The following is a 21,287-nucleotide window of genomic DNA, read 5'->3' as shown; positions in this document are numbered from 1 at the left end:
GGGACGGGCCCTTATTCGTGTGCCCCGCGCTTGTGCGTGTCTCCACAGTGCGCTCATTCGCGCACCACACCCTGCCGTGCCGTGCCGTCACCCGGCCGTGCCGTGCCGTCAGATCAGGGTGCCCTCGTGCCACACCGCCGAGACCAGGGGCACGCCGGGGCGGTAGGCGAGGTGCACATGGGACGGCGCGTCCAGCAGCGCCAGATCGGCGCGGGCGCCCGGGCTCACCCGGCCCACGTCGGTACGGCGCAGGGCCCGCGCCCCACCGGCCGTGGCGGCCCACACCGCCTCGTCCGGCGTCATCCCCATCTCCCGTACGGCCAGGGCGACGCAGAACGGCATCGAGCTGGTGAAGGACGAGCCCGGGTTGCAGTCCGGGGACAGGGCGACCGTGACGCCCGCGTCGAGCAGCCGGCGCGCGTCCGGATAGGTCGAGCGGGTGGAGAACTCCGCCCCGGGGAGCAGCGTGGCCACCGTCTCCCCCTGGGCCAGCGCGTCGACGTCCTCGTCGGTCAGATGGGTGCAGTGGTCGGCGGAGGCGGCGCCCAGCTCGACCGCGAGTTGCACCCCGGGGCCGTAGGAGAGCTGGTTGGCGTGGACCCGCGGGATCAGCCCGCGCTCCTTGCCCGCGGTCAGGATGGCGCGGGCCTGGTCGCCGTCGAAGGCGCCCTGCTCGCAGAAGACGTCGATCCAGCGGGCGTGCGGGGCGCAGGCGTCCAGCATCGGGCCGGTGACCAGATCCACGTACCCGGCCGGGTCGTCGGCGAACTCGGGGGCGACGATATGCGCCCCGAGGAAGGTCACCTCGTCGGTGTGGGCACCGGCGATGGTCAGGGCGCGGGCCTCGTCCTGCGAGGTCAGCCCGTACCCGGACTTGATCTCGACGGTCGTGGTGCCCTGGCGGCGCGCCTCGGCCACATAGCGGCCGACGTTGGCGTGCAGCACGTTGTTCGAGGCGGCACGGGTGGCGGCCACGGTGGTGCGGATCCCGCCGGCGCTGTACGGGCGGCCGGACATCCGGGCGTTGAACTCCTCGGTCCGGTCGCCCGCGAAGACCAGATGGGAGTGGGAGTCCACAAAGCCCGGAAGGACGGCCCGGCCACCGGCGTCGACCCGGTTGTCGGTGGCGGGTGCTTTGCTGGACTCACCGACCCAGGCGATGCGGTCGCCGTCGATGACGACGGCCGCGTCCCGGATCAGACCGAGGGGGCCTTCACCGAGGGAGGGGTCATTGGTGACCAGAGTGGCGATGTCGGTGATGGCCGTCGTGGGCGTCGCGGTCGTCATCGTGGGGGTGCTCTCCTTCGTCGGCCGTGCCGGTAGCGGCCGGATCACGGTCCGTGCAGGGCTTCGATGGCCTCGGCCAGCGCTTGCGGCACGCGCGGGACGAGCTGATGGGCGCCGTCCCGTACGACATGGCGGCCGCCGACCACGGTGTGCCGGACATCCGCGCTGGTCGCCGCGAATACGGCGGTCTCCGCGCCCAGCCGGGGCGGCGGCCCCGCGGTGCGCACCGAGTCCAGCGCGATCGTGGTGAGGTCGGCGAGCGCCCCCACCTCGATCCGGCCCGCCTCCGCGCCCCAGCCGAGCGCCGCATGACCGTCCGCGGTGGCGGCCCGCAGGAGCTGGGCCGCGGTCCAGTGGCCCCGGGCGCGGGTGCGCAGCCGCTCGTCGAGCTCCATGGCGCGGGCCTCCTCCAGGATGTCGATCACGGCATGGCTGTCGCTGCCCAGCGAGAGCGGTGAGCCCGCGCTCTGCAGCTCGACGGCCGGGCCGATCCCGTCAGCGAGGTCACGCTCGGTGGTCGGGCACATACAGACGCCGGTGGACGCGTGGCCCAGCAGCCGGATGTCGCCCGGGGTGAGGTGGGTGGCGTGCACGGCGGTGGTCCGCGGGCCCAGCACCCCGTGGTCGGCGAGCAGCCGGGTGGGGGTGAAGCCGTGTGCCTCCACACAGGCGTCGTTCTCCGCCGTCTGCTCGGAGAGGTGGACGTGCAGGGGCGCCGTGTGCTCGTCGGCCCAGCCGGACACGGTCGCCAGCTGGTCGACGGGGACGGCCCGCACCGAGTGGATCGCCGCGCCGATGCGGGTGTTGCCGTCGCCCTTCAGCCCGGAGACCCGCTCGGCCCAGGCTTCGGCCGTGCCGTCGGAGAAGCGCAACTGGTGCTCGTTGGGCTCGGCCCCGAAACCGGAGGAGAGATAGCAGGTGTCGAGCAGGGTGATCCGGATACCGGCCTCGGCCGCGGCCGCGATCAGGGCCTCCCCCATCGCGTTGGGGTTGCCGTAGCGGGCGCCGCCGGGCGCGTGGTGGAGGTAGTGGAACTCCCCGACGCAGGTGATCCCGGCCATGGCCATCTCGGCGTACACGGCACGGGCCAGCTCGAAGTAGCTGTCCGGGGTCAGCCGGTCGGCGACGCCGTACATCACCTCGCGCCAGGTCCAGAAGGAGTCCGGCGCGCCCTTGCGCCGCTGGTCCGGCCGGCCGTTCGCCTCGCCTCCCGGCTCGCCGTCCGCCGTGCCGTCCGCTCTGCCGTCCGCCTGGACGACACCGCGCAGGGCCCGGTGGAAGGCGTGGCTGTGGGCGTTGGCCAGGCCGGGGAGCGTCAGACCACGGAGCGTGACGGACCCGGCGGGCGGCCGCGGACTCCCGGGCACCACCGCCGTGATCCGCCCATTGGCCGCGGCCACGATCACCACGTCCGACCGCACGCTTCCGTCCACCCAGGCGTGCTCCGCCCAGTACGTCTGCGCCGTCAGTGACACGCCAGGCCCTCCAGTACCTCCGCGAGTGCGGCCACACCGGCGAGGCAATCGTCCTCGCCCGCCGTCTCCGCGGGCGAATGCGAGACGCCGGTGGGGTTCCTTACAAACAGCATGGCCGTCGGAACGGACGCGGACAAAATGCCGGCGTCGTGCCCGGCCCCGGTGGGCAGCACCGGGACACCGCCCAGCAGCCCGGACAGCCGGTCCCGGAGATCGTGGGCGAACTCGACGACCGGGGTGAAGGACTCCCGGGTGATCCGGACGTCCACCCCGTCGCGCTGTCCGCGCTCGACCGCGGCGCGCTCGATCTCGCCGACCACGGCGGCCAGGGTCTCCTCGTCGGCGGCGCGCGAGTCCAGCCAGCCGCGGACCAGGCTCGCGATCGCGTTGACCCCGTTGGGCTCGACGCTGACCTTGCCGAAGGTCGCCAGCGCCCCGGCGAGCTTTGCCTTCTTGCGGGCGGCGAGGACGGTGTTGGCGTAGGTGAGCATCGGATCGCGGCGGTCCTCGATCCGGGTCGTCCCGGCGTGGTTGGCCTCGCCGTGGAAGTCGAACCGCCAGCGGCCGTGCGGCCAGATCGCGGAGGCGACGCCCACGGGGTCGGCGGTGTCCGCGAGGGCGCGCCCCTGCTCGATGTGCAGCTCGACGAACGCGCCGATGCGGGCCAGCCGCTCCGGGTCGGGGCCGATGGCGTCCGGGTCGTAACCGGCGCGCTCCATCGCCTGGGGAAGGCTCAACCCGTCCGCGTCGCGCAGCTCATGCGCCTGCGCGACGCTGAGCTGCCCGCTCGTCAGCCGGGAGCCGACGCAGGCCAGGCCGAAGCGGGCGCCCTCCTCGTCGCCGAAGTTGACGATGGCGAGCGGTTTGGCGGGGCGGGCGCCCCGTGCGCGTAGCTCGTCGAGGGCGGCGAAGGAGGAGACGACGCCCAGCGGGCCGTCGAAGGCGCCGCCGTCGGGGACGGAGTCGAGGTGGGAGCCGGTGACGACGGCGTCTCCCGCGGTGGGGTCACCCAGCCAGGCCCACTGGTTGCCGTTGCGGTCCACTTCGTAGGTGAGGCCGCGGTTCTGGGCTTGCTCCTTGAACCACGTTCTGCAGTCGGCGTCCGCTTCCGTCCAGGCGTAGCGGCGGTAGCCGTTCGTTGCCGTGTCGCGGCCGACGGGCTTCAGGTCCGCCCACATCTCGTGGAAGGAAACGGGTGTGGGCAGTCGTTCCGCGGGGGCGGAACGGGTGGGCACACCCGCACCCGCGGTCGGCGACGGCGCCCCACCCCCCGCATGGGTTTCCGCGACCGGATGACGATCGTCGCTCACGCTTCGTCCTCGCGCATCGGGATCCGCACGCCTCGTTCCCGCGCTACCTCGTCCGCTCGGTCGTAGCCCGCGTCCACGTGGCGGATGACGCCCATGCCGGGGTCGTTCGTCAGCACGCGGCGGATCTTCTCGCCCGCGAGCGCCGTGCCGTCGGCGACCGTGACCTGGCCCGCGTGGATCGAGCGGCCCATGCCGACGCCGCCGCCGTGGTGGATGGAGACCCAGGAGGCGCCCGAGGCGACGTTGACCATGGCGTTGAGCAGCGGCCAGTCGGCGATCGCGTCCGAGCCGTCCAGCATGGCCTCGGTCTCGCGGTACGGGGAGGCCACCGAGCCGCAGTCCAGGTGGTCGCGGCCGATCGCCAGCGGTGCGGCGAGCGTGCCGTCGGCGACCATCTCGTTGAAGCGCTCGCCCGCCTTGTCACGCTCGCCGTAGCCGAGCCAGCAGATGCGGGCGGGCAGCCCCTGGAAGTGGACCCGCTCCTCCGCCATCTTGATCCAGCGGGCCAGCGACTCGTTCTCCGGGAAGAGCTCCAGGATCGCCTTGTCCGTGGCCGCGATGTCCTTCGGGTCGCCGGACAGGGCCGCCCAGCGGAAGGGGCCCTTGCCCTCGCAGAAGAGCGGCCGGATGTAGGCGGGGACGAAGCCGGGGAAGGCGAAGGCGCGCTCGAAGCCCGCCAGCTTGGCCTCGCCGCGGATGGAGTTGCCGTAGTCGAAGACCTCGGCGCCCGCGTCCATGAAGCCGACCATGGCCTCGACGTGCCGGGCCATCGACTCGCGCGCCCGCTGGGTGAAGTCGGCGGGCTTCTCGGTGGCGTACGAGGCCATCTCGTCGAAGTCCACGCCGGTCGGCAGGTACGACAGCGGGTCGTGGGCGCTGGTCTGGTCGGTGACGATGTCGATCGGGGCGTTCATCGCGAGGAGCTGCGGGACCAGCTCGGCCGCGTTCCCCAGCACACCGATCGACAGGGGGCGCCGGGCGTCCCGGGCCTCGGTCGCGAGCTGGAGCGCGTGGTCCAGGCTGTCGGCGCGGACGTCCAGGTAGCGGTGGTCGATACGGCGCTCGATGGCGCGCGGATCGCAGTCGACGCAGATCGCGACGCCGTCGTTCATGGTGACCGCCAGCGGCTGGGCGCCGCCCATGCCGCCGAGGCCCGCGGTGAGGGTGATCGTCCCGGCCAGGGTGCCGCCGAACTTCTTCGCGGCGACCGCGGCGAAGGTCTCGTACGTGCCCTGGAGGATGCCCTGGGTGCCGATGTAGATCCAGGAGCCCGCGGTCATCTGGCCGTACATGGTCAGGCCCAGCGCCTCCAGGCGGCGGAACTCCTCCCAGTTGGCCCAGTCGCCGACCAGGTTGGAGTTGGCGATCAGCACCCGCGGCGCCCATTCGTGGGTCTGCATGACGCCCACGGGGCGGCCCGACTGGACCAGCATCGTCTCGTCCTGCTTCAGCGTGCGCAGGGTGCGGACCATGGCGTCGAACGAGCGCCAGTCGCGGGCCGCCTTACCGGTGCCGCCGTAGACGACGAGCTTGTCGGGGTGCTCGGCGACCTCCGGATCGAGGTTGTTCTGCAGCATCCGCAGGGCGGCTTCCTGCTGCCACCCCCGGGCGCTGAGCTCTGCACCACGCGGCGCCCGTACGGGTCGCGGTCCTGTCATGGGCCAAGCCTCCCTGTGCCATCGACTGGTTCGACTGGATCGACCAGGATCGACTGGATCGAGTTATTCACATCTTGATGCCGATGAATATGACTAGTCAATACCGTGGGGCTCCGCATACGCCCAGGTGGTTCAGCGGCGCGGGCTCATCGTGCTGGTCGCGGCCAACCCGGCCCGGCGCCAGGGGGTAGCGTCACCAGGTCGTGTCCCCCACGCCCGCCGAGGAGCCCTGCGTGTCCCTCCCCGCCACCCACCGCGAGGTCCGTCTGGCGGCCCTGCCCGATGGGGTGCTCACCCCCGGTCACTTCGAGGTCGTCACCGCTCCCGTACCCACCCCCGGCCCCGGTCAGGTGCTGGTGCGCAACCGGCTGATGAGCGTCGCCGCCGTGATGCGCCCGCTCACGCTCGCCGACCCGGACGCCTTCGGCCTCCCCCAGCTACTGCACAAGCCCGGCGAGGTGATGCGGGGCGCGGCCCTCGGCGAGGTGGTCCGGGCGCCGGGCACGGATCTCGCCCCCGGGACCCTCGTCCGCCACCGCGCGGGCTGGCGCGAGTACGCGGTCCTGAACGCACCCGAGGTCTCGCCCGTCGACCCCGAGGCGCTGCCGGACCCCGCCGCCCATCTCTCGCAGGGGTTCACCGCCTGGCTTGGGGTGGTGCGCGGGGCCGGGGTGCGGCGCGGCGACACGGTGTTCGTCACCGGCGCGGCGGGCGGAGTGGGCTCCCTGGCCGGGCAGTTCGCCCGGCTGCACGGCGCCGAGCGGGTCATCGGCTCCACCGGCTCCCGGCACAAGGCCGACCGGCTGACGCGGGAGCTGGGCTATGACGCGGTCGTCCTGCGGGGCGCCGGATCGATCGAGGAACAGTTGCGCGCGGCCGCCCCCGACGGCATCGACGTCCTCTTCGACACCGTCGGCGGCGAACAGCTCCGGGCCGCCCTGGCACTGGCCCGCCGCAACGCCCGGTTCGCCCTGGTCGGCGCGCTGGCCGCGCAGCTCTCCGACGACGCGCTGGCCCCGACCGGGATCAGCACCCTGGCCCTGATCACCCGGAGCGTCACGCTGCGCGGCATCAGCGCGGTGGACCACCAGGACGCCATGCCCGGGTACCTGAGCGAGTTCGGCCGGGCGCTGCGCGAGGGCGCGCTCACCTATCCGTACACCCGGCTGACGGGGCTCGACCGGGCGCCCGGCGCGCTGTGTGAGCTGGTGGAGGGCCGCCACCTCGGGGCGGTGCTGGTGGAGCTGTAGGGCCGGGCCGGGGCCGGGGCCGCGCGCCCCGACCCCACGTCTTCGCCTCCGGAGCGCCCCCGGGGGGAACTGGTCCGCGGCCGTTCCGGATGGTTGGCTGAAAGCATGACATCGAAAGCGGTTGCGATGGCCACCCGGCGCGAACAGGCCGTACGAGCGGCCGTGGAGCAGCGGCTGCTCGGCCCGGACCAGCCCGTCGTGGGGCTGCTGGACGTGGCCGGGATCCGCTCCGCGGCCGCCGGGCTGCGCGCGGCCTTCGAGGAGGTCGTCACGCCCGGCACCCCCGTCCTGCACGCCTTCGCGGTCAAGGCCGCCGCGCTCGTCCCCGTCCTGCGGCTGCTGGCCGACGAGGGCCTGGGCTGCGAGGTGGCCAGCCCCGGCGAGCTGGCGCTGGCCCGCGCGGCGGGGGTGACGCCCGACCGGATCGTCCTGGACTCCCCCGCCAAGACCGCCGCGGAGCTGCGCGAGGCCCTCGACCTGGGCATCGCCGTCAACGCCGACAATCCGCAGGAGCTGGACCGGCTCGACGCGCTGGTGGGGCACCGCGCGGCCCCGCCCGCGCCCCTGGGCCTGCGGGTCAACCCCCAGGTGGGCGGCGGCAGCATAGGCGCGATGAGCACGGCCACCGCGACCTCCAAGTTCGGCGTCGCCCTCCAGGACCCGGGGGCGCGCGAGTGGGTCGTGCGCGCCTTCGCCGAGCGCCCCTGGCTGACCCGGCTGCACGCACACGTCGGCTCCCAGGGCTGTCCGCTGGAGCTGATGGCGGCGGGCGTACGGGCGGCCTACGAACTGGCCGAGGAGATCAACGAGGCGGTCGGCCGGCAGCAGATCGACGCCCTCGACATCGGCGGCGGCCTCCCGGTGAACTTCGCCACCGACGACGTCACCCCCGGCTACCGGGAGTACGCCCAACTGCTGCGGGCCACCGTGCCGGGGCTCTTCGACGGGCGGTACAAGCTGGTGACCGAGTTCGGACGGTCCCTGCTCGCCAAGTCCGGCCTGGTGCTGGCCCGGGTCGAATACGCGAAGTCCGCGGGCGGCCGCCCGATCGCGGTCACCCACGCGGGCGCCCAGCTCGCCACCCGTACGGTCTTCGCCCCGGAAGCCTGGCCGCTGCGCGTCCTGGCCTACGACGCGGAGGGCCGCCCCAAGGCGGAGACGGGTGACGGCCCGGTCCCCCAGGACATCGCCGGCCCCTGCTGCTTCGCGGGCGACCTGGTCGCGCGCGACCGGGCCCTGCCGGAGCTGGCGGCGGGCGACCTGGTCGCCCTGCTGGACACCGGCGCGTACTACTTCTCCAACCACTTCGCGTACAACAGCCTGCCCCGCCCGGGGATCTACGGCTTCGACGCGACGAGCGCCGACGGCGAGGTGCGCTTCGCGACGGTACGGGAGCCCCAGACGGTGGACGAGATCGTGGCCGAGAGCGGCGCCAAGCACGCGCTGGGCCTGAGCCGTCTGCGGTAGAGCCCCGCGTCCGGGCGCGCCGCGATGCGATGCGATGCACATCGCGAGGTGCGCCCGGGCCGTATGGATCCGAGGTCCGCCGCGCGGCTACCGCTTCGGCTCGCTCGGCGTCGTTCGAGCATCGGGGGCGAGTGCGTCGGACGGCCAGGCGTTCAGGAAATCGGTGATCAGAGGGTTGGCATCGGCCGCGCGGGTCGCCAGGACGACGCGGACCGGGTCGATGCCCTCGATGGGCACGGTGGTCAGGCCGGGGCGCAGTTGGGGCCGCCGGTCGCCGGCGGCCAGAATCAAGACCGTCCGCTCCTCGGCGACCAGGTCGAGCTTGTCCTCGAACGATTCGTAGTCGATCGGCGCGCTGCGAGCCGGAACGCCATCCGGGCGCGGCTCCAGGCGGGCGAAGTCGCTCCATTGCGGGACCGCGCTCGGGCATTGCGGCAGAACTTCTTCGCTGAGGTCGTCGACGGTCACCGATTCCTTTCCGGCCAGGCGGTGGTCCGTGGAGACGACCAGGACCCGTGGCTCGGTCCACAGCTCGGTGAGGCGCAGCCGGTCGGCGGGGAAAGGCAGTGGGGCGCGGGCGACCAGGGCGTCCACGCGGCGGTCGGTGAGGGCGTGGGCGTCGTTCCACTCCAGGTGGCGGGTGCGGATGCGGGCCGTGGGGTGTCGGTGCCGCAGCCGGCGTACGGCGTGAGTGATGACCAAGTCCTCGACGTACCCGATGGTGAACTCGCGCGAGTCGCCGGCGGCGCGGGCGGTGAGCTCGGCTTGATGGGCGGCTTGGAGCAGCGCCTGAGCCTGCGGCAGAAAAGCGCGACCGGCTTCGGTGAGCCGGCTGCCCTGGGGGGTGCGGTCGAACAGGCGCACGCCCAGATGTTCCTCGAGGCGCTGGATCTGGCGGCTCAGGGACGGCTGCGCGACGTGCAGCACCGCGGCGGCACGGCCGAAGTTGGCGTGCTCCGCGACGACCGTGAAGTAGCCGACGAGCCGCAGATCGAGGTCCGAGCCGGGAACGCGCACCGTTCGAGCCTACCCCCATGCAGTACGCGCATGACGGGTTGCGGATCAGGTCTTGGACGCCGTCGCCGGTCCCGGATTTGAATCGGGACATGGGAAATTACGACGGAAAGCGCGCCCTCGTCACCGGTGGCAGTAGTGGAATCGGCCTGTCGATCGCACGTCTGCTGGCGGCCGAGGGTGCTCAGGTGATGGTCACGGGGCGTAACGAAGCCGCGCTGGAAACGGCGGGCAAAGAGGGGCTGATCGCGGTTCGCAGCGACGCCACCTCAAAAGCCGATATCGACGCCCTGGCGGGGAAGGTCGAGGAGGCGTTCGGTCAACTGGACGCGGTGTTCCTGAATGCGGGCATCACCGACTCGATGTCGTTCGAGGCGATGACCGAGCAGATGTACGACGCCATCTTCGCGGCCAACACCAAGGGGCCCTACTTCACCTTGCAGCGGCTGCTGCCGCTGCTGGCCGAGGGCAGCGGGGTGGTGCTGACCACCTCGATCTCGAACGTGCTGGGGCAGTCGGACCACAGTGTCTACTCGGCGAGCAAGGCGGCCCTCCGGTCGATGGCGCGAACCTGGGCCCGCGAACTGCTGCCGCGCGGCATACGTGTCAACGCGGTGAGCCCGGGGCCCATCGACACAGGCATTCTGCACAAGAACCTGGGCGCGGAGGTGGCGGATGACATGCTGGCGGGCTTCGCCGCGCAGATTCCGATGCGGCGTATAGGGAATCCGGAGGAGGTCGCGCGTGCCGCCGTTTTCCTCGCCTTCGACGCGACCTACACCACCGGCGCCGAGCTCGCGGTGGACGGCGGCGGCACCCAGTTGTGACATCGATCAGGTGAACACCGTTCAGGATCGGACGGTGTTCACGTTCGGTGCGGGACCGGGCAGGCGGTTGAAGCGTGCGGACGTCGTGACGGGGTGCGCCACCGCCCGGCCGTGACAAACCGGCCCCGTCCATGCGCTGACCCCGTAGCCATGGGCGGGGCTTTCCCCCGTGCTGACCAGGGCAGGCGTGCCCTCGAAAGCCCCGCCGGGGCACCTCCTCAGCGCGCGGCCGCCGCGACCGCCCGGGAGCGCCGGGCGCCGCCCGGTCCCGCGTCGCCGGCCACGATCCCCGTCGTCTGGTAGCCGTCCACCGCCTTGCCCGCGGGCCGTCCCCGAGGCACCCGATCCGTGCGCACCCACAGCAGCGCGTCGTGCGCGCGCTCCCAGCGGCCCAGCCACAGCGCCTTGGCCCACAGCCCGGCGCCGAGGCCCGCCAGCAGCATTCCGCCCGCCGCCGGAACGGCGAAGGACGAGCCCATCGCGGCGAGGAAGGCCAGCAGCAGCCACCACCGCAGGGCGCGCCGCCGGGTCCGTACGGTCACCGCGCGGTCCTGGAGGAAGACCGCCTTGCCCGCGCGCGAGGCGTCACGCGCCAGCTCCAGATACCGCTTCCGGCGCACCACGAACACCACGACCCCCGCGATCAGGAAGAGCGCCGCCCCGGCGAGACTTCCGATCCGGCGCCCGGTCAGCCCCGGCACCAGCACCCCGGTTCCCGCGGCCAGCACACCGGGCCACCACAGCCACCCCGCGGGAGCCCTCACGATCACCGCCACCCGTGCCAGCGCATACGCCCCGCGCCCCACGCCCGACCTCCTCACTCTCGTGAATCCCGGAAGAAATCCCTGTCGAATCGAGGAATCTAGCCAGGATGCCTGAGAATTCGGTGAGAGGGACGGGGGTTGGCACACAGAGCGGTCCGGACGCCCGGCCGGAGACGCGGCTCACTCCACGAACAGGCCCCGCTCCGCCGCCTTCGCGTCGAACTCCTCCAGCCGCGCCTGCGCGTCCGGCAGCGCGTCGCACATCGCCTCCAGCAGCACCCGCCCCAGCAGCATCGGCGCACACGCGGTATCGAAGGCCAGACCCGTGCCGACCGCCGCGGGCAGCAGCAGATCGCTGTGGCGGGCGACCGGGGCGAAGGCGCTGTCGGCGACGGTGACCACGGTCAGGCCCGCCTGCCGGGCGTACTCCAGACCCTCCACGACCTCGCGCGGATGCCGCGGCAGCGCGAAGCACAGCAGCGCCGTCGCGCCGGCCCGCTTCGCCGCGTCCACGCGGTCGTCGAGCATCGTGCCGCCCTCGTCGAGCAGCCGGACGTCCGGATGGACCTTGCGCGCGAAGTAGCTGAAGCCGCGGGCCTGCGCGGAGGCGGCGCGCAGCCCGAGGACCGGCAGCGGGCGGGAGGCGGCGAGCAGCCGTCCGGCGCGGACGACGGGGGCGGGGTCGGCCAGCAGGGCGGCGAGGTGGCGCAGATTGTCGATCTCGGACTGCACGGCCTGCTGGTACTCGTTGTACGACCCCTCGTCCGCCTCCGGCCCGGCGGGCGCGACATCGCGCAGATGCTTGCGCAGCGCCGGATAGCCGTCGAAGCCGAGGGCGACCGCGAAGCGGGTCACGGACGGCTGGCTGACGCCCGCGAGCTCGGCCAGTTCGACGCTGGAGAGGAACGGCGCGTCCGCGGCCCGCCGCACCATGCAGTGGGCGATCCGCCGCTGGGTCGGGGTCAGCCGGTGGCCCTCGAAGAGCGCCTGGAGCCGGGCGGCGGTCGAGACGCCGGAAGCGGCCGGGCCGCCCGGCACCCCCGCCGGCATCGCCGTGACGTCCTCGTCCACCCGCGTCACCCGCGCACCGCCCACCCCGTCGCTCACCCCGTGGTCCGTACTCATCACGTCCTCCTGACCCTCGTACCCTCGTCCCTCAGGCCCCCGCCAACCGGTCGAGCAGACGCGCGGCCACCGCCACATCCTCCGTCAACGGCCGGTCCTCCATCCGGGGATCGAGCACTTCCGACGCCAGGGCGAAGGCCACACCGGCCGGGAGCTCCGGGTCGGGCTCAAGCCCGCGCTGGCGCAACGCCCGTACGGCAGCGACCAGTTCACAGCCCAGCACCAGCCGGTAGTGGTCGGCCACCCGGAGCGTCTGGCGGGCGCCGAGCGAGGCGAAACTGGCCTGTTCCTCCACCCCGCGCGAGAGCACGGCGTGGCCCAGCGAGGCGGGGTGGGAGACCGCGCGCATCTCGCCGAGGGCCGCCCCCGCCGCGTATTCGAGGATCATCACGCCCGAGCTCGCGGGCGCGGCGTCGCCGAGGAAGGGGCGCAGCCGGGTGAAGTCGGGTTCGCTGAGCGCGGCGAGCCGGGCGGTGGAGAGCCGGGCGGTCTGGAGCGCGGCGAGCCGGAAGTGGTCCAGGGCGAGGGCGGTGTGCGCGGCGTAGAAGTTGCCGTGGTGGTAGGCGGCCTCGTCGGTGGAGCTGATCAGCGGGTTCTCGGCGGCGGCGTTGAACTCGACGGTCAGCACCCGCTCCAGCGCGTCCGCCGCGTCCAGCGCCGGTCCGTGGATCTGCGGCAGACAGCGGAAGCCGTACGGGTCCTGTATGCGGCCCAGCGGCGGGGTGGGCCGGGGCGGGGCGCCGAGCAGGGCGCGCATCCGGGCGGCGGCCGCGACGGAGCCGGGGTGCGGCCGGGACGCGTGGACGGGTTCGGCGTACGCCTCGTACGACCCGCCGACCGCGATCAGCGAGAGCGCGGCCACGGCGAGCGACGCGGACAGCAGCCGCCGCAGCTCGGCGAGGGCGAGCGCGGACTGGCCGAGAGTGAGGGCGTTGCTGCTGATGAGCGCCAGGGCGTCGTTGCTGTCGAGCGTGATGGGGTCGGGGGCGCGACGGCCCGGGGCGGCCTCGGTGAGGTCCCAGGGGTGCTCGCCGACGAGCGCGAGACCGGTCTGGGCGAGCGCGGCGAGGTCCCCGGTGCCGACCGCGCCGTATTCGTTGATCACCGGGTGGGCGCCGCTGTCGAGGCCCTCGACGAGCGCGGTGACGACGGCGGGGCGCAGCCCGGCACCGCCCGCCAGAAGCTGATTCGCGCGGACGGCCATCATGGCGCGCACCTCGCGGCCGGGCAGCGGTGCGCCGATCGCGCCGGCGTGGCTGCGCAGCAGCCGCAGTCCGTGGTCGGAGTCGGCCGGGCCGACGTCCTCGGTGCGGTTGGCGCCCACACCGGTGCTGCGCCCGTAGACGCGGCCGGTGGCCGCGAGCCGGTCCGCGGTCTCCCAGGCGCGCTCGGCCAGCGCGAGCGCGGTGGGATCGGGCGCGGCGGGCCGGCTGAGACGGTCGGCCAGCCGCACGACATCCACGACGCGTAGGCTCCGGCCGTCCAGCGTGATCCGCGGGTCGGCGCCGTCGGTGCCGTCGGCCGCCGCATGATCAGCATCCAGCATGTGAGACAACATCCAGGGCAACCCCTCTCGAACACGCCTTTTCTGGGCCAACCGCCCAGCACTCCGTCCACATCGCGAGCAGAAGTAACCGGTGATTAACGCAGACCTCTTGACTTCTATTCACTCGACTATGACTGTGCATGACTATATGCAGACAGGGCAAGGGGAAGCGGATGATCAGCTTCAAGGACGTCAGTAAGCACTACCCGAACGGCACCACAGCGGTGGATCGCCTCAATCTCGAGCTCCCGGAAGGGGGCATCACCGTTCTTGTCGGCACCTCGGGCTGCGGCAAGACCACCACCCTCCGCATGGTCAACCGCATGGTCGAGCCGAGCAGCGGCACGGTGAGCGTGGGCGGGCGTGATGTCCTCTCTGCGGACGCCGCCGAGCTGCGGCGCGGGATCGGCTATGTGATCCAGCAGGCCGGGCTCTTCCCGCACCGCACGATCCTCGACAACATCGCCACCGTCCCGCTGCTGCTGGGCTGGGGCCGCCGCAAGGCGCGGGCCCGCGCCGCCGAGCTGCTGGAGCTGGTCGGGCTGCCCGCCGACTCCGGCAAGCGCTACCCGCACCAGCTCTCGGGCGGTCAGCAGCAGCGCGTCGGGGTCGCCCGCGCGCTGGCCGCCGATCCGCCGGTGCTGCTGATGGACGAGCCGTTCGGGGCGGTCGACCCGGTCGTACGGACCCAGCTCCAGAACGAGCTGCTGCGGCTCCAGAGCGAGCTGCGCAAGACGGTCGTCTTCGTCACCCACGACATCGACGAGGCGGTACGGCTCGGCGACCGCATCGCGATCTTCCGCACCGGCGGCCATCTCGTCCAGTGCGCACCCCCCGCCGAGCTGCTGGCCAGCCCCGCCGACGACTTCGTGGCGGGCTTCCTGGGCGCCGAGCGCGGGCTGAAGCTGCTCTCCCTGTCCACCCTCGCCGACGTGGAGCGGGAGCCCGCGCCCACCGACGGGCAGCGCTGGCGGCTGGTCACCTCCGGGCGCGGTGAGCCGCTGGGCTGGCGCGACACCGAGGGTCCTGAGGGCGACCGGGCCCCGCTGCTGCCGGTGCGCCCGCTGCGGGACGGCGACTCGCTGCTCACCGCCCTGGACGAGTCGCTGGCCTCCCCCGCCGGTCTGGTGGCCCGCGTGGACGCCGACGGGGTGCTCACCGGGGTCACCGGGCGCGACGCGATCCATGAGTACGCGGGGCGGCGCCATGCGGAGGCGGGCCGCGCGGCCGCCCTCGAGAACGCCGCCGAGGCGCCCGAAACCGCAGCGGCGGGCGACGGCACCACGGCCTCCGACACGAGCGTGACCGCATGACCATCGACTGGGGCTGGTTCCCCGACCATCAGTCCGACCTGGCCACGCTCACCCTCGACCACCTCTCCACCGCCGTCCCCGCCGTCCTCCTCGGTCTGCTGATCGCGCTGCCGCTGGCCGTGATCGCCCACCGGGTGCGCCCGCTGCGCGGACTCCTGCTCGGGGTCTCGAACATCCTGTTCACCATCCCCTCCATCGCGATCTTCGTCCTGCTGCTGCCGGTCACCGGCCTCACCCGCACCACCGCCATCACCGGCCTGACCATCTACACCCTGGTCGTGCTGCTCCGGAACACCGTCGAGGGCCTCGACAGCGTCCCCACCAAGGTCCGCGAGGCGTCCACCGCGATGGGCGCCCGCCCGCTGCGCACCCTGCTCACCGTCGAGCTGCCACTCGCCTTCCCGGTGATCATGGCGGGCGTACGGGTGGCCACGGTGATGGCGATCTCGCTGGTCAGCGTGGCCAGCTACATCGGGTACGGCGGCCTCGGCCAGCTCTTCACCGACGGCTTCCAGCGCAACTACCCCACCCCCGTCGTGGCCGGAGTCCTTCTGTCCCTGCTGCTCGCGCTGGTCGCGGACGCCGTGCTGGTCACCATCCAGTGGCTGTGCACCCCGTGGCTGAGGAGGCGTGCCTGACATGCTCGAACTACTCCAGAACCTCCTCCGCTGGCTGACCAGCGGCTCCCAGTGGTCCGGGCCCGACGGCATCGCCACCCGCCTCCTGGAGCACCTCCAGTACTCGCTGCTGGCCACCCTGGTCGCCGCCGCCATCGCCCTCCCGGTCGGGCTGCTCATCGGGCACACCGGGCGCGGCGCGTTCCTCGCCATCAACCTCTCCGGCTTCGGGCGGGCGCTGCCGACCGTCGGACTGGTCACGCTGGTCTTCCTGGCCAGCGGGCTGAGCATGTGGCCGGTGTACGTCTCGCTGGTCGCCCTCGCGGTCCCGGTGATCGTCACCAATACGTACGCGGGCATGGCCGCCGTCGACCCCGAGGTCAGGGACGCGGCGCGGGGCCAGGGCATGCGCTGGTACCAGGTGCTGTTCCAGGTCGAGCTGCCGCTCGCGCTCCCGCTGATCATGACCGGGCTGCGGCTGGCCTGCGTCCAGGTCGTGGCCACCGCCACCATCGCCGCGTACGTCAGCTTCGGCGGACTCGGCCGCTACGTCTTCGACGGGCTCGCCCAGCGCGATCTGGTGCAGGTGCTGGGCGGGGCGGTGCTGGTCGCCGTGCTGGCCATCGCCCTGGACCTGGCGCTGGCCGGAGTGCAGCGCCTGCTGTTCCGCAACCGCCCGCCGCGCGCCCACGCGCACTGAAGCCCGCCCCACCGACGTCACTCCGAGGCGACTCAGCGCCCCACCGACCTCACTCCGAAGCGACTCAGCGCCCTACGGACGTCACTCCGAGGCGCCTCAGCGCTCCCCCGACTCATCGACTTCACTCCGATCCGAGGAGACGACCCCATGAACCGCAGGAAACTGCTCGGCGGCCTGCTCGCCGGCGCCTCCGTGCCCGCGCTCGCCGCCTGCGGCGGCGGTATCACCTCGCTCAAGGGCGACGGCGGCAGCGGTGGCTCGGGCGGCGGCAGCAGCCTGGGCGGGCTGGTCATCGGCACCGCCAACTTCACCGAGAACCAGCTACTGGGCTACCTCTACGCCGAGGCGCTGAAAGGCGCGGGCATCAAGACGACCGTGCGGCCCAACCTCGGCTCCCGAGAGATCGTCATACCCGCCCTCCAGCAGGGCGATATCGATCTGCTCCCCGAGTACCAGGGCAATCTGCTGCTCCACTTCGACGACAAGGCCCCCCAGACCGAGGCCGGCGACCTCCAGAACGCCCTCACCGTGGCCCTTCCCAGCGGCCTGGAGGCCCTGTCGTACGCGGCCGCCGAGGACAAGGACGTCTTCTGCGTCACCCGCGAGTCCGCCCGGAAGTACGGACTGCGCAGCTTCGCCGACCTCGCCAAGCAGAACGGCAAGCTGGTCTTCGGCGGCCCGGCCGAGGACAAGAACCGCGTGGTCGGCCTGGTCGGCCTCAAGGACCGCTACGGCGTGACCTTCAAGGAGTTCAAGGCCCTCGACGCCTCCGGGCCCCTGGTCAAGGGCGCGTTGAAGAAGGGCGATGTGGACGTCGCCAACCTCTTCTCCACCGACCCCGACATCGAGGCCAACGACTGGGTGATCCTCGCCGACCCCAAGGCCCTCATCCCCGCCCAGCACATCGTGCCCGTGGTCCGCGCCGCCAAGGCCGACGCCAAGGTCCGCAAGGCCCTGGCCCGTCTGGGCGGCGCCCTCACCACCCACGAACTGGCCCGGCTCAACAAGCTGGTGAGCAACGACAAGAAGGACCCGGACCGGGTCGCCGCCGACTGGGCCGCCAAGAACGGCCTGACCAAGAAGTAGCGACAGGAGCACCCGTATGCCCGACTCCCCGGACGCGCTGGACTCTCTGGTCGAAAAGCGCTCGATCGACGTCGTCCCGGACGCGGAGCGCCATGGCACCGCCTTCAGCCAGTTCACCCTGTGGCTCGGCGCCAACCTCCAGATCACCGCCGTCGTGACCGGCGCCCTGGCCGTCGTCTTCGGCGCCGCCGCCTTCTGGGCGATCATCGCCCTGCTGATCGGCAACCTGCTCGGGGGAGCCGTGATGGCGCTCCACTCCGCCCAGGGACCGCGGCTCGGCCTGCCCCAGATGATCTCCTCCCGGGCCCAGTTCGGGGTCCGGGGCGCGATCGTCCCGCTGCTGCTGGTCATCGTCATGTACGTGGGCTTCTTCGCCAGCGGCAGCGTGCTCGCGGGGCAGGCGGTCGGCGAACTCACCCATCTCGGCGACACCACCGGGATCGTCCTCTTCGCCCTCGTCACCGCCGTGGCGGCCGCGGTCGGCTACCGCCTGATCCACACCCTGGGCCGGATCGCGGGCGTCGTCTGCGCCCTGGCCTTCGTGTACCTGGGCATCCGGCTGCTGGACCGCACCGACCTGGCCACCCTCCTCCACGACCGGACCTTCGACTTCCCGCTCTTCCTCCTCGCGGTGTCGCTCTCCGCCTCCTGGCAGCTCGCCTTCGGCCCGTACGTCGCCGACTACTCCCGCTATCTGCCGCGCGCCACCTCCGCGAAGGCCACCTTCTCCTGGACCCTCGCCGGCACCGTCCTCGGCTCCCAGTGGTCCATGACCTTCGGCGCCCTCGCGGCCGCCGCGGCCGGCCACGCCTTCGTCGGCCACGAGGTCTCGTACATCGTCGGCCTCGGCGGCGGCGCGGCCCTGATCACCTCGCTGCTCTACTTCGTCATCGCCCTCGGCAAGCTGACGATCAACGTCCTCAACACCTACGGCGGCTTCATGTCGATGGTGACCAGCGTCAGCGGCTTCCGCGGCCGCGCCACCCTCTCCCCGCGCGGCCGGGCCGCCTACATCGCCGGGATCATGGTCGCGGGCACGGCGGTCGCGCTGCTCGGCAAGGACAGCTTCCTGTCCTCCTTCAAGGACTTCCTGCTCTTCCTGCTGACCTTCTTCACCCCGTGGAGCGCGATCAACCTCGTCGACTACTACGCCATCGCCAAGGAGCGCTACGACATCCCCGCCCTCAGCGACCCGAACGGCCGCTACGGCGCCTGGCGCTGGAAGGCGCTGTCCACCTACGCCCTCGGCGTCCTCGCCCAACTCCCCTTCCTGTCCACCGCCTTCTACACCGGCCCCTTCGTCGCCCCGCTGGGCGGCGCGGACATCTCCTGGCTCGTCGGCCTCGCCGTCCCCGCCGCCGTCTACTGGCTCCTGGCCCACCGCGACACCGCCCATGTCCCGGACCGCATGATCCTCACCCCGGAGCCACCGCCGGGCCGCCCGTACGTCACCGAGTCCGGGTGACGGCGGGCCGGGGATCGTCCTCCTTCACATGCGGATGGCTCTACTGCGCGAGGGCGGCGGAGATGCGTTCGCGCAGTGCGACTGCCCGGGGATCGTCGTACGAGGCGAGCGCGCGCAGGGCCTCGCCCCAGTGCCGCCGCGCCTCCTCACCCCCGTCCGCCTCGTCCGCCTCGCGCAGCGCACGGGCGAGACCGTAGAGGGACAGCGCCGTGTGCCACAGGTCGTCCAGCTCCCGGTGGGCCGCCGCCGCGCGACGGTGGAATTCGGCCGCCTCGCCGGGCCGCCCGAGCCGCCGGTACGTCTCCCCCGCGCCGTCCCACGCCCGGGCCTCCCGCGCCCGGTCGCCGAGGCGTCGCTGGAGGGAGGCGGCCCGCTGGAACGAGACCAGGGCGTTGTGCGGTTCACCGTTCACCTGCTGCGCCCGGCCCAGCTCCAGCAGCCAGTACCCCTCCCACATGTGGTTGCGGTGGGTCCGGGCGATCTCCAGCGCGCGCTCGGCGGAGGCCAGCGCCTCCTCCGGCCTCCCGCGGTCCCGCTGAATGGCGCTCAGGATCCGCAGCGCGTTGCCCTCACCGCCCTGGTTGCCCAGCTCGCGGTGCATCTCCAGGGCCCGGTGGATGAAGTCTGACGCCTCCTCCAGCCGGGCCAGCTCGTACGTCGCCTCGGCGAGGTTCGCCAGTACGACAGCCTCCCAGTGGGCGACATCCAGCTCCCGGAACAGGGTTGCGGCCTGCTCGAAGTGGTCCTTCGCCACCTCCAGCCGACGCCCCCGCAAGTGGATCAGCCCGATGTCGTTCAGCGAGAGCGCCTCCCCGAGACGGTCACCCGTCTCCCGGCGTGCGGCCAGGGCGCCCTGGTGGTACTCGGCCCCCTCGGCCAGGCGATGTGACTGCGTGCACGCCATCCCGAGGCTTTCCAGAAGCTCGGCCTCGGCCGTGCGGTCACCCACCCGCCGCGCCGCATCCAGCCCGATCCGGCCCATAGCGATCCATTCCTCGAACGGGTTGAGGAGCATGTGCACACTCCGCAGCACCGCGGGAAGCTGCCAGGCGATCACATCGAGACCCGCCTCCTCGGCCGCGCGGGTCGCGGCCAGCAGATTGCCGCGCTCCGTCTCGTACCACCGCATGGCCTCGTCGTAGTCCGCGAAGGACGCCGCGGTGATGCCTTCACTCAGCGGTTCGAGGGGGATATGGGCCTCCTGCGGGTTGATCCAGGTCTGGGCGGCGTCAGCGGAATGCAGGTACCAGACCAGCACCCGGCCCAGCGCCGCCCCGCGTTCCTCCGGGGACTCCTCGTGCCGCGCCTGATCGGCCGCGTAGGCGCGCAGCAGGTCGTGGAACTCGTAGCGGTCGGGCCCGGTCTGCTCCAGCAGATGGGCGCCGGCCAGCACGTCCAGCAGATGCCGGATGCGGCCGGTGCCCCCGCCCCCGTCGAGAGCGGCGGCGGCCGCGGTGCCGAACTCGGCGCCCGGATGCAGCCCGAGCAGCCGGAAGAGACGCGCCGCCTCCGGGGGCAGCGCCCGATAGGACCAAGCGAACACGGTACGCACCGCCTCGGCCTCCTCGTCGTCTCCCACGCTCAGGGCGTCCCACAGGGCTGACTCGTCGCGAAGGTCTCTTATCAGGTCGTCCAGCCCCATCCTCGGACGGCTGGCGGCCCGCTCCGCGGCGATGCGCAGGGCCAGTGGAAGGCGGGCGCACAGCCGGGCCAGCTCGATCAGCCGGCCCGGGTCGTCCTGGGGTCGGTACGGGGCGGTGATGACACTCAGCAGCGCGACGGCCTCCGTCTCGTCCAGCGTGCCCAGGGTCAGCGTGTGCGCCCCGTCGCGGACGGCCAGCCCGGACAGCCGGCTCCGGCTGGTCACGATGACCAGGCAGCCCGCGGCGCCAGGAAGCAGCGGTCTGACCTGGCTCGCGGTGGCCGCGTTGTCGAGGATGACCAGCACCCTGCGCCCGGCCAGCAGCGACCGGTAGAGCGCCGCGCCCGCCTCCAGGTCCGCCGGAATTGCCGCCGCCGGTACGCCCAGGGCCGAGAGGAACCGGTGCAGCGCCTCCTGCGGGGTGACCGGCGCGCCAGGGTCATAACCGCGCAGGTTCACATACAACTGGCCATCGGGAAAGCGGTCCTGTACGCGGTGCGCCCAGCGCAGCGCCAGGGAGGTCTTGCCGACGCCCGCGGTTCCGGCGAGAACGCAGACCGGGACGGAAACGGATTCATCGCCGCCGTCGGCCAGGATGGCGTCGAGCCGTCCCAGCTCCTGGCCCCGGTTGACGAATCCCCGGACGTCCCCGGGCAGTTGCCGGGGCTTGAGACTCGCGGGGCGCCCGCCGCTGTGGAAGTGGATGCCTCCGCTGACGTCCCGGGCCTGCACCACGTCACC

General features: G+C 72.7%; 17 protein-coding genes. 8 read left to right on the top strand and 9 right to left on the bottom strand.

Annotated features, from left to right (window positions below):
• Positions 1–108 precede the first annotated feature (108 nt).
• The 4 genes from hutI to hutU form a co-directional block, all read right to left on the bottom strand.
• Positions 109–1,287, bottom strand: coding sequence for an imidazolonepropionase (gene hutI / locus ACZ6TD_RS28225; protein ID WP_471342627.1), 1,179 nt, complete (start codon positions 1,285–1,287; stop codon positions 109–111).
• 44 nt (positions 1,288–1,331) lie between these two features.
• Positions 1,332–2,762 (bottom strand): formimidoylglutamate deiminase, encoded by a 1,431-nt coding sequence (locus ACZ6TD_RS28220; protein WP_471342626.1) that lies wholly within the window; start codon positions 2,760–2,762, stop codon positions 1,332–1,334.
• Positions 2,753–3,940, bottom strand: a complete 1,188-nt coding sequence (locus tag ACZ6TD_RS28215) for an allantoate amidohydrolase (protein WP_471358109.1) — start codon at positions 3,938–3,940, stop codon at positions 2,753–2,755. The genes ACZ6TD_RS28220 and ACZ6TD_RS28215 overlap by 10 nt, the downstream gene beginning before the upstream one ends.
• Before the next feature lie 128 nt (positions 3,941–4,068).
• Positions 4,069–5,730, bottom strand: coding sequence for a urocanate hydratase (gene hutU, locus ACZ6TD_RS28210; protein WP_471342624.1), 1,662 nt, complete (start codon positions 5,728–5,730; stop codon positions 4,069–4,071).
• A gap of 233 nt (positions 5,731–5,963) precedes the next feature.
• Between hutU and ACZ6TD_RS28205 the strand changes: the two genes are divergently transcribed.
• Both ACZ6TD_RS28205 and ACZ6TD_RS28200 read left to right on the top strand, forming a co-directional pair.
• Entirely contained in the window at positions 5,964–6,980 is a 1,017-nt protein-coding gene (locus ACZ6TD_RS28205; protein WP_471342622.1) for an MDR family NADP-dependent oxidoreductase, read from the top strand.
• 105 nt (positions 6,981–7,085) lie between these two features.
• The gene (locus ACZ6TD_RS28200; protein ID WP_471342620.1) at positions 7,086–8,447 is read left to right on the top strand and encodes a type III PLP-dependent enzyme domain-containing protein; all 1,362 of its coding nucleotides are present in this window, start codon (positions 7,086–7,088) and stop codon (positions 8,445–8,447) included.
• 87 nt (positions 8,448–8,534) lie between these two features.
• On the opposite strand, the gene ACZ6TD_RS28195 is transcribed toward ACZ6TD_RS28200, so the two are convergent.
• Positions 8,535–9,464: a LysR family transcriptional regulator gene (locus tag ACZ6TD_RS28195; RefSeq protein ID WP_471342618.1), complete on the bottom strand. Its 930-nt coding sequence runs from the start codon at positions 9,462–9,464 to the stop codon at positions 8,535–8,537.
• An 89-nt stretch (positions 9,465–9,553) separates the two neighbouring features.
• On the opposite strand from ACZ6TD_RS28195, the gene ACZ6TD_RS28190 reads away from it, so the two are divergent.
• Positions 9,554–10,288: an SDR family oxidoreductase gene (locus ACZ6TD_RS28190; RefSeq protein ID WP_471342616.1), complete on the top strand. Its 735-nt coding sequence runs from the start codon at positions 9,554–9,556 to the stop codon at positions 10,286–10,288.
• Between the two features lie 218 nt (positions 10,289–10,506).
• On the opposite strand, the gene ACZ6TD_RS28185 is transcribed toward ACZ6TD_RS28190, so the two are convergent.
• From ACZ6TD_RS28185 to ACZ6TD_RS28175, 3 genes are all read right to left on the bottom strand, one after another.
• Positions 10,507–11,094 carry a hypothetical protein gene (locus tag ACZ6TD_RS28185; RefSeq protein WP_471342615.1) on the bottom strand — a complete coding sequence of 196 codons (588 nt, stop codon included), beginning with the start codon at positions 11,092–11,094 and terminating at the stop codon, positions 10,507–10,509.
• A gap of 138 nt (positions 11,095–11,232) precedes the next feature.
• The gene (locus ACZ6TD_RS28180) at positions 11,233–12,102 is read right to left on the bottom strand and encodes a MurR/RpiR family transcriptional regulator (protein WP_471358106.1); all 870 of its coding nucleotides are present in this window, start codon (positions 12,100–12,102) and stop codon (positions 11,233–11,235) included.
• 106 nt (positions 12,103–12,208) lie between these two features.
• Positions 12,209–13,735, bottom strand: coding sequence for an aromatic amino acid ammonia-lyase (locus ACZ6TD_RS28175; protein WP_471342613.1), 1,527 nt, complete (start codon positions 13,733–13,735; stop codon positions 12,209–12,211).
• A gap of 161 nt (positions 13,736–13,896) precedes the next feature.
• On the opposite strand from ACZ6TD_RS28175, the gene ACZ6TD_RS28170 reads away from it, so the two are divergent.
• From ACZ6TD_RS28170 to ACZ6TD_RS28150, 5 genes are all read left to right on the top strand, one after another.
• A complete protein-coding gene (locus tag ACZ6TD_RS28170) occupies positions 13,897–15,036 on the top strand; it encodes an ABC transporter ATP-binding protein (protein WP_471358103.1) in 1,140 nt (379 codons plus the stop codon).
• A complete protein-coding gene (locus ACZ6TD_RS28165) occupies positions 15,033–15,674 on the top strand; it encodes an ABC transporter permease (protein ID WP_471342612.1) in 642 nt (213 codons plus the stop codon). The genes ACZ6TD_RS28170 and ACZ6TD_RS28165 overlap by 4 nt, the downstream gene beginning before the upstream one ends.
• A gap of 1 nt (position 15,675) precedes the next feature.
• Complete coding sequence (locus ACZ6TD_RS28160) at positions 15,676–16,353, top strand: ABC transporter permease (protein ID WP_020870769.1); 678 nt, start codon at positions 15,676–15,678, stop codon at positions 16,351–16,353.
• Positions 16,354–16,500: 147 nt separating this feature from the next.
• Complete coding sequence (locus tag ACZ6TD_RS28155; RefSeq protein ID WP_471342610.1) at positions 16,501–17,439, top strand: ABC transporter substrate-binding protein; 939 nt, start codon at positions 16,501–16,503, stop codon at positions 17,437–17,439.
• 16 nt (positions 17,440–17,455) lie between these two features.
• Positions 17,456–18,904, top strand: a complete 1,449-nt coding sequence (locus tag ACZ6TD_RS28150) for a purine-cytosine permease family protein (RefSeq protein WP_471342607.1) — start codon at positions 17,456–17,458, stop codon at positions 18,902–18,904.
• 40 nt (positions 18,905–18,944) lie between these two features.
• Here the strand turns inward: ACZ6TD_RS28150 and ACZ6TD_RS28145 are convergent, their stop codons facing one another.
• Positions 18,945–21,281: an ATP-binding protein gene (locus ACZ6TD_RS28145; RefSeq protein WP_471342605.1), complete on the bottom strand. Its 2,337-nt coding sequence runs from the start codon at positions 21,279–21,281 to the stop codon at positions 18,945–18,947.
• Positions 21,282–21,287 lie beyond the last annotated feature (6 nt).

It is taken from the genome of Streptomyces yongxingensis, assembly GCF_055597465.1.
Note: the sequence above shows the minus strand (reverse complement) of the source record. Positions and strands in the feature narration are given on the sequence as shown.

Excerpts from the sequence above, each read along its gene's own strand:
- ACZ6TD_RS28160 (WP_020870769.1), top strand. The coding sequence starts at position 15,676 with ATGCTCGAACTACTCCAGAACCTCCTCCGCTGGCTGACCAGCGGCTCC.
- hutI (WP_471342627.1), bottom strand. The coding sequence starts at position 1,287 with ATGACGACCGCGACGCCCACGACGGCCATCACCGACATCGCCACTCTG.
- ACZ6TD_RS28175 (WP_471342613.1), bottom strand. The coding sequence starts at position 13,735 with ATGTTGTCTCACATGCTGGATGCTGATCATGCGGCGGCCGACGGCACC.
- ACZ6TD_RS28215 (WP_471358109.1), bottom strand. The coding sequence starts at position 3,940 with ATGTGGGCGGACCTGAAGCCCGTCGGCCGCGACACGGCAACGAACGGC.
- hutU (WP_471342624.1), bottom strand. The coding sequence starts at position 5,730 with ATGACAGGACCGCGACCCGTACGGGCGCCGCGTGGTGCAGAGCTCAGC.
- ACZ6TD_RS28170 (WP_471358103.1), top strand. The coding sequence starts at position 13,897 with ATGATCAGCTTCAAGGACGTCAGTAAGCACTACCCGAACGGCACCACA.
- ACZ6TD_RS28200 (WP_471342620.1), top strand. The coding sequence starts at position 7,086 with ATGACATCGAAAGCGGTTGCGATGGCCACCCGGCGCGAACAGGCCGTA.
- ACZ6TD_RS28190 (WP_471342616.1), top strand. The coding sequence starts at position 9,554 with ATGGGAAATTACGACGGAAAGCGCGCCCTCGTCACCGGTGGCAGTAGT.
- ACZ6TD_RS28165 (WP_471342612.1), top strand. The coding sequence starts at position 15,033 with ATGACCATCGACTGGGGCTGGTTCCCCGACCATCAGTCCGACCTGGCC.
- ACZ6TD_RS28150 (WP_471342607.1), top strand. The coding sequence starts at position 17,456 with ATGCCCGACTCCCCGGACGCGCTGGACTCTCTGGTCGAAAAGCGCTCG.
- ACZ6TD_RS28180 (WP_471358106.1), bottom strand. The coding sequence starts at position 12,102 with ATGCCGGCGGGGGTGCCGGGCGGCCCGGCCGCTTCCGGCGTCTCGACC.
- ACZ6TD_RS28155 (WP_471342610.1), top strand. The coding sequence starts at position 16,501 with ATGAACCGCAGGAAACTGCTCGGCGGCCTGCTCGCCGGCGCCTCCGTG.